The organism is Bacillus xiamenensis, assembly GCF_000300535.1.
Taxonomy (GTDB): domain Bacteria; phylum Bacillota; class Bacilli; order Bacillales; family Bacillaceae; genus Bacillus; species Bacillus xiamenensis.
In genome coordinates this window covers 1-10,223 of sequence record NZ_AMSH01000084.1, presented here as the reverse complement: position 1 = coordinate 10,223, position 10,223 = coordinate 1, and the positions used below count along the sequence as shown (strand labels likewise).

13 protein-coding genes and 1 riboswitch are annotated in these 10,223 nt (G+C 40.4%); of the genes, 5 read left to right on the top strand and 8 right to left on the bottom strand.

The window, feature by feature from the left end:
* Positions 1-65 precede the first annotated feature (65 nt).
* The gene (locus BA1_RS17350) at positions 66-728 is read right to left on the bottom strand and encodes a cell wall hydrolase (RefSeq protein WP_008361764.1); all 663 of its coding nucleotides are present in this window, start codon (positions 726-728) and stop codon (positions 66-68) included.
* A 307-nt stretch (positions 729-1,035) separates the two neighbouring features.
* Positions 1,036-1,230 (bottom strand): hypothetical protein, encoded by a 195-nt coding sequence (locus BA1_RS17345; protein ID WP_008361762.1) that lies wholly within the window; start codon positions 1,228-1,230, stop codon positions 1,036-1,038.
* Positions 1,231-1,386: 156 nt separating this feature from the next.
* Between BA1_RS17345 and BA1_RS17340 the strand changes: the two genes are divergently transcribed.
* Complete coding sequence (locus BA1_RS17340) at positions 1,387-1,575, top strand: YkvS family protein (RefSeq protein ID WP_003211747.1); 189 nt, start codon at positions 1,387-1,389, stop codon at positions 1,573-1,575.
* Positions 1,576-1,699: 124 nt separating this feature from the next.
* Here BA1_RS17340 and BA1_RS17335 read toward each other — a convergent pair whose 3' ends face one another.
* The 6 genes from BA1_RS17335 to BA1_RS17305 form a co-directional block, all read right to left on the bottom strand.
* Entirely contained in the window at positions 1,700-1,918 is a 219-nt protein-coding gene (locus tag BA1_RS17335) for a hypothetical protein (protein ID WP_008361760.1), read from the bottom strand.
* A 261-nt stretch (positions 1,919-2,179) separates the two neighbouring features.
* Entirely contained in the window at positions 2,180-2,677 is a 498-nt protein-coding gene (queF, locus tag BA1_RS17325; RefSeq protein WP_003211403.1) for a preQ(1) synthase, read from the bottom strand.
* Positions 2,678-2,692: 15 nt separating this feature from the next.
* On the bottom strand, positions 2,693-3,424 hold the full coding sequence (queE, locus tag BA1_RS17320; RefSeq protein WP_008361757.1) for a 7-carboxy-7-deazaguanine synthase QueE: 732 nt from the start codon (positions 3,422-3,424) through the stop codon (positions 2,693-2,695).
* Positions 3,421-3,858, bottom strand: a complete 438-nt coding sequence (queD, locus tag BA1_RS17315) for a 6-carboxytetrahydropterin synthase QueD (protein WP_008361755.1) — start codon at positions 3,856-3,858, stop codon at positions 3,421-3,423. The genes queE and queD overlap by 4 nt, the downstream gene beginning before the upstream one ends.
* Complete coding sequence (queC, locus tag BA1_RS17310; protein ID WP_008361753.1) at positions 3,859-4,515, bottom strand: 7-cyano-7-deazaguanine synthase QueC; 657 nt, start codon at positions 4,513-4,515, stop codon at positions 3,859-3,861.
* 159 nt (positions 4,516-4,674) lie between these two features.
* Positions 4,675-4,719, bottom strand: a riboswitch (PreQ1 riboswitch).
* A 71-nt stretch (positions 4,720-4,790) separates the two neighbouring features.
* Complete coding sequence (locus BA1_RS17305) at positions 4,791-5,834, bottom strand: YkvI family membrane protein (protein ID WP_008361751.1); 1,044 nt, start codon at positions 5,832-5,834, stop codon at positions 4,791-4,793.
* 245 nt (positions 5,835-6,079) lie between these two features.
* Here BA1_RS17305 and BA1_RS17300 point away from each other — a divergent pair, with 245 nt between their 5' ends.
* The 4 genes from BA1_RS17300 (at position 6,080) to motB (ending at position 10,110) form a co-directional block, all read left to right on the top strand.
* Complete coding sequence (locus BA1_RS17300) at positions 6,080-8,182, top strand: ATP-dependent Clp protease ATP-binding subunit (RefSeq protein ID WP_008361749.1); 2,103 nt, start codon at positions 6,080-6,082, stop codon at positions 8,180-8,182.
* A 31-nt stretch (positions 8,183-8,213) separates the two neighbouring features.
* Positions 8,214-8,411: a hypothetical protein gene (locus tag BA1_RS17295; RefSeq protein WP_008361747.1), complete on the top strand. Its 198-nt coding sequence runs from the start codon at positions 8,214-8,216 to the stop codon at positions 8,409-8,411.
* A gap of 147 nt (positions 8,412-8,558) precedes the next feature.
* The gene (gene motA, locus BA1_RS17290; RefSeq protein ID WP_008361746.1) at positions 8,559-9,353 is read left to right on the top strand and encodes a flagellar motor stator protein MotA; all 795 of its coding nucleotides are present in this window, start codon (positions 8,559-8,561) and stop codon (positions 9,351-9,353) included.
* Positions 9,346-10,110, top strand: coding sequence for a flagellar motor protein MotB (gene motB / locus BA1_RS17285; RefSeq protein ID WP_008361744.1), 765 nt, complete (start codon positions 9,346-9,348; stop codon positions 10,108-10,110). Before motA ends, motB begins: the two co-directional genes overlap by 8 nt.
* Positions 10,111-10,223 lie beyond the last annotated feature (113 nt).

Sequence of the window (10,223 nt, the reverse complement as noted above, 5' to 3'; positions counted from 1 at the left end):
AAGACAAAGGGCTAAAATAAAGTTCATTTTAGCCCTTTGTCAACAATCTATTGATCGCTGCTTTTTTACACTGCAAATACGTGACGGCCGATGCGTTCTACAATTTTACGGGAACGAATCCAGTGATCTGTCGCCGTTTTTGGATTATAAAAATAAATCGCCTTTGTCGTTCTGTCATCTTCTTTTACAACTTGCTTCACAGCTTTTACCGAATCTTGATCTGGCTTATCATTGATACTGCCATTTGAAACCGGCTGGAAGGCATTTCGCTGATAAATGACTCCTCTGACACTGTCAGGAAAAGAGCCATGTTCCACTCTGTTTAAGACGACACTTGCTACAGCTTTTTTCCCAGCGTAAGATTCACCTTTCGCTTCAGCATGTACCAATCGAGAAAGCAAGTCCATTTCTTCATTAGAATAACGCGCTTGATTTTTTGAGCTTGCTGGCTTTGCCGTTTTAGCATGTTCCTTTTTCTTCGGCTTCGGTTTTGGTGCCTTTTCTTCTGTTGTCGTGCTTAGCATTTTCACTTCCTGCTGATGTTTCTCCTCTGAAAATGCCGGGATCACGGTATGCTTTTCATCTTGATCTATATATGAAAGCTGATGCTTCACAGGTGCTTGTCCAAGTTTTTGACTTAATGTGCCTTGCTGCTCTTGTATATTGTCCATCTTCACCGCTGAGATGAGCATAAGGATGGCAAAAAGAGCAGTATGAATTTTAATCATTCGCCTCATTCCTCCTATAATCAATGTAGGCCGTAAGATACTTGTCCACTCTAACAAGAGCTTCTTCTATTTTCACGCACAAAGATTTGCATGCCTGTCCAAATTCCGTCATTAAATGGCATGTCCTAGTTGAAATACGCATGAAATGGAAATGTTAGCGCTTAAAAGAGTCCTTTTTCAGCCTATAATCATCCTTATGCTCCTGATTATGGATTATTACATTTTCTTATCATATGTATCAGGCTGGTTTGAAGTGTGACAAAAGAACCAAAAATAAAAAGCTTTCTCTCATCCATGAGAAAAAGCTTCAGCTTCTTGCTTCTTTAAGATATTCAAAAATAACATCTCCACCGTGCTTGGCAATTCCGCGAAACTGTTTAAAATCATCTTGATTGACCAAAACAGAACGAAACGTTAAAAAATCATCCTTTTGAATGGTCACTTGTTTTTCGGTTCCATTCCGTAATGATTCTAGTATTGTGTGGATTTGTTCTTCAGTCAAAAAAACCGCTCCTTTTCAGCCATGATCAACTATTAAATATACCATTCGTTTAATGAAAACGAAACAAAAACGTCTTTATCCTTTACATTGGTATGAAAATATTGCAAAATACTTTTTAATAGGGAATGAAATCTGTTTTTAAAGGAGAGGGATCGGTTGAAGATTGCAAAAATTGGAAATGTGATCGAATTTAGAAATGGTTTAACAGGTGTAGTTGAAAAAGTAAATGAGAACTCTGTCATTGTAGATGTTACCATTATGGACAACTATAGAGATTTAGAACTGGATTCACTAACAGTCGTTAATCATAAAAACTATAAAATCATCAAAGACTCCGTACATTAATTTGCAATCCTCAATTCTGGCTATCGTTACATAAGGATATACGAAGCAAAGCTGCCCTCGTTTGACAGCTTTGCTCTCTTTTACCATCACATATGAAAAAGGCTGACAACCAAGTGAAAGGGCATCAGTCTTTTTGCGCGTGAAAGGTTTGCATTTCCGCTTTTGTTTTGTACATTTCAACTTCTTCAGGTGTGATCACTCCTTTATCAATTAAAAGGGCAATCACCCCAAGCAATGTGGAGGCACTCCATTTATACCGTTCCTTATTTTGCTGTTCAAGCATGTGAAGCTCTTCTCTTAATTCCATGAGCAGCTTCTCTGTTTTGTCTTCTTTGTTTTCCAACCCAAACGCCTCCGTTTTCACTCGTTGCTCTTATTTTATCTCAAAGCAAATGGGATAAGCAAAAAAAGCACGATTTATCTTTACAAACATACGTTCTGTCGTATATAATATATTTACGAGCTGGTAGCCCCCAGCCGTCCTAGCAAGTTCTATTCCTATTGGTATGAGAAGAGTGACATGACTCTTCTCTTTTTTATGTTTCCTCATCAGCTCATTTCCACTAAAAAAAGACATGTCATCCGGCATGTCTTTTCCTATTAATTAGCGATTGTCAATCGTTTCTGGATACATATCATGATTCATCATACGATAAGATGCCATTTCTTCATACTTTGTCCCAGGTTTTCCGTAGTTCGTATACGGGTCAATCGAAATACCGCCTCTTGGTGTGAATTTTCCCCATACTTCAATATATCTTGGGTCCATTAATTCAATCAGATCGTTCATGATAATATTCATACAATCCTCATGGAAGTCACCATGGTTACGGAAGCTGAACAAATATAATTTTAACGATTTACTTTCGACCATGATTTCATTGGGAATATAGCTGATATAAACCGTCGCAAAATCTGGCTGCCCTGTTTGCGGACAAAGTGAAGTGAATTCCGGGCAATTGAATTTCACAAAATAATCTCTATTTGTATGTTTATTCGGGAACGTTTCAAGCACTTGTGGTGCATAGTCAAACAAATAATTCGTCCCTTGATTACCTAGTAAAGTGACACCTTCTAATTCTTCAGGTTTTCTTGTCGTCATTTTGTCTCTTCCTTTCTATACGCCTCGTTTATTTCCCCACAATAACGTGTGCAGCTGCGGTAAGACTCTCACACGATTCAAATCTGGATCTTGCGCCACTTGATCTACAAGCGCTTCATATTTCTTTAATAAATGCGTTAATAGGTAAGCATCATCAGCTGTCGTCGTATCATCATTTCCAACCTGCAAATAAAAAGGAAGCTCTGGGTATTTCGCATGAACATCCTTCGCATAGGCTAGATCTTGATCATCAAAGATCACGACCTTCAGGCTTGCATGCTGCAATCTGTTTCCGTTTTTCAGTTCATCAATGATACGTGTTAGTTTCGTGAAATCGGTTTTCATCTTCGAGCTTGGCGGCTTTGGAGAAATCGTTAAATCATCAATCTTCAAAAACCAATCTTGATACATCGTTCCTTGCGTTTCCAGTGCCGTATCAATCCCTTCTTCATGGAGAAGATCAATGAGGGTTTCCATTTGCTTTAAAAGCGCAGGATTCCCTCCTGAAATGGTGACATGAGAAAAAGCCTCACCGCCTATTTTCTTCAGCTCTTTTACAATGTCCTCTGCTTGAAGCCACTGGATATCATGCTTGGCTGATCCATCCCATGTAAATGATGAATCGCACCAGCTGCAAGAGTAGTCACAGCCCGCTGTTCTGACAAACATGGTTTTTTGACCAATGACCATTCCTTCTCCTTGAATGGTCGGACCAAAGATTTCTAATACAGGAATCGCTTTAGTCACTTGAGCTCAACTCGTTTCGGACGGTAAATGCAATAGCTAGTTGGTGTCTCTCTGACAAAAACCTGAACACATACCGGTTTGTTCGCTAAAGTCGTTAAATACGCCGCCACTTTGTCATACACAGTCTTTGCAACAACCTCAGTGGTTGGCATAGCGTATGGATCGTTTGATGAAAATTCTTCATGGTCATTGAGCAGTGTATGGTCGTACTGCCCATGAATGAGCTTTTTCAGCGTGCTGAAATTGACAAGGAAACCTGACTCATCTAGATCGTCTCCCGCAATCGTGATATTGATCGTATACGTATGACCATGTACGCGGCTGCATGCACCAGCCTCTTCCCTTGGAACGAAATGGGCTGCCGATAGATGCATATCTTTATTCAATTCAAATGAAAATGGGTGATCTGTCTGTGGATAGATTTGAGAAAGCATTTAGTTCGCCTCCTTCATTTTCATATAAGTATCATAGCCATTTTTCCGAAGCTTACATGCAGGACATTCCCCGCAGCCATCAGAAATGATGCCATTATAGCAAGTGAGCGTTTCATTTTTCACAAAGTCTAGCGCATTCAGATCATCTGCCAGCTTCCACGTTTCTGCTTTATTGAGCCACATGAGCGGCGTATGAATCACAAATGGTTTTTCCATTGCCAAATTCACCGTAACGTTGCAAGATTTCACAAACTCATCTCGGCAATCCGGGTAACCACTAAAGTCTGTCTCACACACACCTGTGATAATATGTCTTGCTCCGATTTGATACGCAAGAATAGAAGCAAAGGATAAGAACACTAAGTTCCTCCCAGGAACAAATGTGGATGGCAGCTCGCCCTCTTTTTCCTCAATATCAATGTCATCTCTTGTTAAAGCATTAGGTGCCAGCTGATTTAAAAGCGACATATCTAATAGATGATTTTTCACACCTAGCTTGTCAGCAATTCTTTTGGCGACATCAATTTCTTCTTGATGACGCTGATTATAATGAAAGGTTACTGTTTCAACCTCTTTAAATTGTTGAAGTGCCCATAATAAACATGTCGTACTGTCCTGTCCCCCGCTAAAGACAACGACCGCTTTTTCATTTCTCATTTTTCATTTTCCTCCTTTTACAGATGAGTACAATCGTACAAAGCTGCATCTGAAAGGCTCCTCACAACCCCTATTTTTCTCAAAAGAAAAGACACCTTTACATGTGTATGAGGTGTCCCAGCCATAAAAAATAAAAAATGCCACATCCAAGGATACGGCAAGTCCTTAGTTTTTTATAGAGGGTTTTGCTAGAACCTCTCCCGTCTTCACGGATTTTTGTTCAATTTTCACAGAGGATAGTGTACCACATATTTTTTATACAGGCTATCCCTTCTTTACTGATGAAAGGATGCAGGCATTTTTTTCAGGCAAAGAAAGAGGATGAAAAAGATGCTGACATAGCCGAAAATGGGGTAAACCGTTGAAATGAGTGTACCGTATCCAATTTTACTGATCACATAGCAGCAGATCAGAATAAGAGATATTGTATAGAGACTATTCATTCGGATATACACACTCACTTGTCTTTCGAGTCCATATAGATTCCCTATGACGGATGTAAAGACTTCGCCGAAGATCACAAATAAATAGATGAGATGTATGGAGTTTGCAACTTGATACACCACCTGAGCCATTGGAATATCATACGCCTCCAGCATATCTAATGAAGAAAGGGATAAAAAGCAGGCAATGAGAATGAGTGTCAGCATGCTGCCGCCAAGCACCGCTCCCTTTTTAATCACAGCCTCTGACGTCATTTCATTTGCAACCGGCACTAATACGGCTTGAGACAGCGCTAAATTAAAAGCGCCGTATGAAATTGCAGACAGCACCCATTCGCCCTCTCCCATTTGCAGCGCAAGAACGTGACTTTCGACGCTAGTAAACACAAATGAATCAAAAAACACAATGAATGAAAAGAAAATAAGCATCGGGACGACGAGAACGTTGACACCAAATACCCCTTTTGACCCTTTAAAAAGGACAATGACGCTCAGTATAATCGTTAAGAAAACACCATATTCCTTCGATATGCCAAGCTGCTCTTCAAAAATAGCGCCTGCACCAGAAATCATCACTGAGGTCACACCCAGTAAAATAAAAAACATGACGACATTTATATATCGACTCGCTGCTGCTCCAAATAAAAAGCGATTCATATCTTGATAAGATGAAGCTTTCATTCGTTTCGAGATGAGCATCATTTTTGCGCCAAGGCCAGTAAAAATAGCGCCGCTAATCAAAATACCAATTAGTCCAATCCAGCCAAAACGAACAAAAAATTCAACGATTTCTTTTCCTGTCGCAAACCCAGCTCCAACCACTGTTCCCACATATACAAAGGCAAGCTGAAAAGCGGATTCATTTGAACGTTTCATTTGACCCCTCCGCACCCACACTTTCGATTGTCTCTTTTTTATCCTATGAGACAAGTTCCTTGAAAAGAAGGACAAACCATGATTAAATGCAAAAAAGGATTTTTTATCAAACTTTGAGCAAAACAGTTGAAAGTCAAAATAGGTCAGAGTATACTATAGTCAAAGATGGTCAAACAACGGACCATTTTATTTAACTTTCATTGGTCAAATAAAGTCAAACTTTATTTTTAAGGAGGTCATGGCAAATGCGTTGTCAACAATGTCAAGTAAATGAGGCGACTATTCGCCTGAATATGCAAGTGAATTCGTCCCGCAGCCAAATGGTTTTATGTGAGGACTGCTACACCTCTTTGATGGAGCAGTCAAAAATGAAAATGGGACCTAGCCTGTTCGGAGGACATTCATTCTTTTCTCAGCCAACAGGACATGCCCCAATCGGGGAGCAGCCTAAACAAAAAGGCTTACTCGATGAACTTGGCCAAAACTTAACTGATGGCGCAAATGCTGGCCTGATTGATCCAGTCATTGGCCGTGATGAAGAAGTCGCAAGAGTCATTGAGATTTTAAATAGAAGAAATAAAAACAATCCTGTCCTCATTGGTGAACCTGGTGTTGGTAAAACAGCTATTGCCGAAGGACTTGCACTAAAAATTGCAAGTGGCGATGTACCAAATAAATTAAAGAACAAACAAATCTATTTATTAGATGTCTCCTCACTTGTGGCGAACACAGGTGTACGCGGACAATTTGAGGAACGAATGAAGCAATTAATCAACGAATTGAAAAGCCGTAAAAATGTCATCTTATTCGTAGATGAAATCCATCTTCTTGTAGGCGCAGGGTCTGCAGAAGGATCAATGGATGCCGGAAATATTTTAAAACCAGCCCTTGCACGAGGCGAGCTGCAGCTAGTCGGTGCGACTACATTAAAAGAGTATCGTCAAATTGAAAAAGATGCCGCACTTGAACGACGCTTCCAGCCAGTCATGGTTCATGAGCCAACACAGGATGAAGCGATTGAGATTTTAAAAGGCATTCAAGATAAGTATGAGGCCTATCATGGCGTCACTTATTCTGACGAAGCCATTAAGGCATGCGTTCAGTTATCTTCGCGGTATATTCAAGACCGCCACTTGCCAGATAAAGCCATTGATTTAATGGATGAAGCGGGTTCAAAAGCGAACCTCTCTCTTGATGCAGCAAGTGAAGATGAATTAACAAACCGTCTTGCCCAAATTGCCGCTGAAAAACAAGCTGCTTTAAAAGAAGAACAATATGAAAAGGCAGCGAAGCTCAGGGATGAAGAAGAAGCGATAGAAGCGAGACTTCAAAACAAATCAGATGACAAAAAGCATGTCGTCACAGCTGAGGATATCCAGTCCATTGTAGAACAAAAAACAGGAATCCCGGTTGGCAAGCTGCAAGCAGACGAACAAACAAAAATGAAAGAAATCGACGTCCGCTTAAAAGCACGAGTCATTGGTCAGGAACATGCGGTTGAAAAAGTAGCAAAAGCCGTCAAAAGAAGTAGAGCCGGTTTAAAATCGAAACATAGACCAACAGGCTCCTTCCTTTTCGTTGGACCGACAGGCGTCGGTAAAACCGAATTGTCCAAAACATTAGCGGAAGAATTATTTGGCTCAAAAGACGCGATCATTCGTTTGGACATGAGTGAATATATGGAGAAACACTCTGTGTCCAAAATCATCGGTTCTCCTCCTGGATACGTTGGTCATGACGAAGCAGGACAACTGACTGAAAAGGTTCGCAGAAAACCATATAGCATCATTTTGCTCGATGAAATCGAAAAAGCGCACCCTGATGTCCAGCACATGTTCCTTCAAATCATGGAGGATGGCCGTCTAACAGACAGCCAGGGCAGAACAGTCAGCTTTAAAGACACAGTCATCATCATGACAAGTAACGCAGGCAGCACAGATAAAACGGTGAAAGTCGGCTTCCAGTCTGACAAGGAAGAAGCCATTGAGGAACAATCACTGATTGATTCACTCAGCGCCTATTTCAAACCTGAGTTCTTGAACCGTTTTGACAGCATCATTCAGTTTAACTCATTAGACAAAGACGATTTAGTTAAAATTGTTGATCTTTTGCTTCAAGAACTAGCTGAGCAGCTAAAAGAACAAAATCTAACAGTTCACGTCACAAACGAAGCGAAAGAAAAAATCGCAGAGCTTGGATACCACCCTGCATTTGGTGCTCGTCCATTACGGAGAACGATTCAAGAGCATGTCGAAGATCAAATGACGGACATCTTACTTGAAGAAGAACATCTTTCTGGATTTACAGTCGATGTTGAACATGACGAAATTGTTGTGAGAAAGGGATAAGTACAACCTAAGAAGGAGGAGCAGCTCCATCATGGTGCAGTGGCTAAATTCCACCTGCATGCTGACGCTCCTCCGCCTCTTTTCCTTTACGATAAAAGAAAAAGAGGTGGATCACATGATGAATTGGAGCTACGATCTAATCAAAATCATCCATGAAGAAAAATTAAAAGAACTGCTCTTAGATGAAACAGATCAAACAAATCAAGTTGAAAACTCCCTTTATCTATGAGGGAGTTTCTTCTTTATGTCTTAAAGAAAGCGTTTTCGTCAAAATTTCTTCACAGAAACTGTCTTAATTTGATATTCTGACTAAAACCCTTCTGGAACACACCGATATTAACTATAGAAAAAGATAGTTAAAGGATTTGGTGAGATAATGGACAAAACATCGTTAATTGGTATTATTTTAGCATTTATTGCACTAAGTGTCGGTATGGTTTTGAAAGGTGTGAGTCTAACCGCTCTTATCAACCCGGCGGCTATTTTAATCATTGTTGTTGGGACAATTTCAGCTGTTGTCATTGCCTTCCCATCTACTGAAATTAAGAAAACACCAAAATTATTCGGCAAAATTTTCAAAGACAGCAAGCTGCCAACGATACAAGAAATGATTCCTCTATTTTCAAATTGGGCACAAATTGCTCGTCGTGAAGGTCTTTTGGCATTAGAGGCAAATCTTGAGGAAGTCGATGACGATTTTCTAAAGAACGGTTTAAGCATGGCAGTAGATGGTCAAAGTGCAGAATTTATTCGAGACGTATTAACAGAAGAAGTCGATGCAATGTCGGAGAGACATCAGTCAGGTGCACTTATCTTTACACAAGCAGGCACCTATGCTCCAACGCTTGGTGTACTTGGCGCCGTTGTCGGACTCATTGCCGCACTTGCAAACATGGGAGATATTGAAGCACTTGGACATGCGATCAGCGCTGCCTTCGTTGCCACTTTGCTTGGGATTTTTACAGGGTATGTTTTATGGCATCCATTTGCCAACAAGCTGAAGCGTAAATCAAAGGAAGAAGTAAAGCTTCGTCTCATCATGATTGAAGGTATTCTTTCTGTCCTTGAAGGTCAGTCTCCAAAGGTCATTGAACAAAAGCTTCTCATGTACTTACCAGCTAAAGAACGAGCAAATCTTGTCATTGAAGAAGGAGAAAAACAGAATGGCTAGGAAACGGAAACAACATGATCATGATGACCATGTAGATGAGTCTTGGCTGATCCCTTATGCCGATCTTCTGACGCTTCTTCTCGCCCTATTCATTGTGCTCTTTGCCTCAAGTTCTATTGATGTGGCAAAATATGAACAGATGGCCAAGTCTTTTAATGTTGTTTTTACTGGCGGCACCGGCGTGATGGACCAATCAAGCCTGGAGAGCACAGAAGAAACTGAAAACAGCGATCAAACGGAAAAATCAGCAGAAGATGATGAAGAAGCGAAAGCAAAAGCTCGAGATCAAGCGGTTTTAACAAAGGTCAAAAAGCAAGTCGATTCGTTCATTGCAGAGAAAAAGCTTGGCTCAAAGCTCGAAACAAAGCTGACGGATGAAGGCCTGCTCATTACGATTGAAGACAGCATCTTCTTTGATTCTGGGCGAGCGGTTATCCGCCCGCAGGATGTCCCGTTAGCAAAAGAAATTTCAAAACTGCTCGTCATTAATCCCGCTCGTGACATCGTCATTAGCGGACATACAGATAATGTGCCTATTCGAAATTCAGAATTTGAATCAAACTGGTATTTAAGCGCCATTCGTGCGGTCAACTTTTTAAATATTTTGCTTGAGAACAAAGATCTAAATCAAGAGAACTTTAGTACAAAAGGTTACGGCGAATTCAAACCGATCGCCTCAAACGATACAGCGGAAGGCAGAAGTAAAAACAGACGCGTGGAAGTACTTATTTTACCAATTGAGAAAAAATCAAAATAAAAAAGGAAGCCAGCGGCTTCCTTTCAGATTGTTGACAAAGGGCTAAAATGAACTTTAGTTTAGACCTTTGTATTCTTTTCAGAGTGAAATGAAACCATTTGAAGTATTGGTTG

Excerpts from the sequence above, each read along its gene's own strand:
- BA1_RS17350 (WP_008361764.1), bottom strand. The coding sequence starts at position 728 with ATGATTAAAATTCATACTGCTCTTTTTGCCATCCTTATGCTCATCTCA.
- queF (WP_003211403.1), bottom strand. The coding sequence starts at position 2,677 with ATGACGACAAGAAAACCTGAAGAATTAGAAGGTGTCACTTTACTAGGT.
- queD (WP_008361755.1), bottom strand. The coding sequence starts at position 3,858 with ATGCTTTCTCAAATCTATCCACAGACAGATCACCCATTTTCATTTGAA.
- queC (WP_008361753.1), bottom strand. The coding sequence starts at position 4,515 with ATGAGAAATGAAAAAGCGGTCGTTGTCTTTAGCGGGGGACAGGACAGT.
- BA1_RS17305 (WP_008361751.1), bottom strand. The coding sequence starts at position 5,834 with ATGAAACGTTCAAATGAATCCGCTTTTCAGCTTGCCTTTGTATATGTG.
- BA1_RS17300 (WP_008361749.1), top strand. The coding sequence starts at position 6,080 with ATGCGTTGTCAACAATGTCAAGTAAATGAGGCGACTATTCGCCTGAAT.
- BA1_RS17295 (WP_008361747.1), top strand. The coding sequence starts at position 8,214 with ATGGTGCAGTGGCTAAATTCCACCTGCATGCTGACGCTCCTCCGCCTC.
- motA (WP_008361746.1), top strand. The coding sequence starts at position 8,559 with ATGGACAAAACATCGTTAATTGGTATTATTTTAGCATTTATTGCACTA.
- motB (WP_008361744.1), top strand. The coding sequence starts at position 9,346 with ATGGCTAGGAAACGGAAACAACATGATCATGATGACCATGTAGATGAG.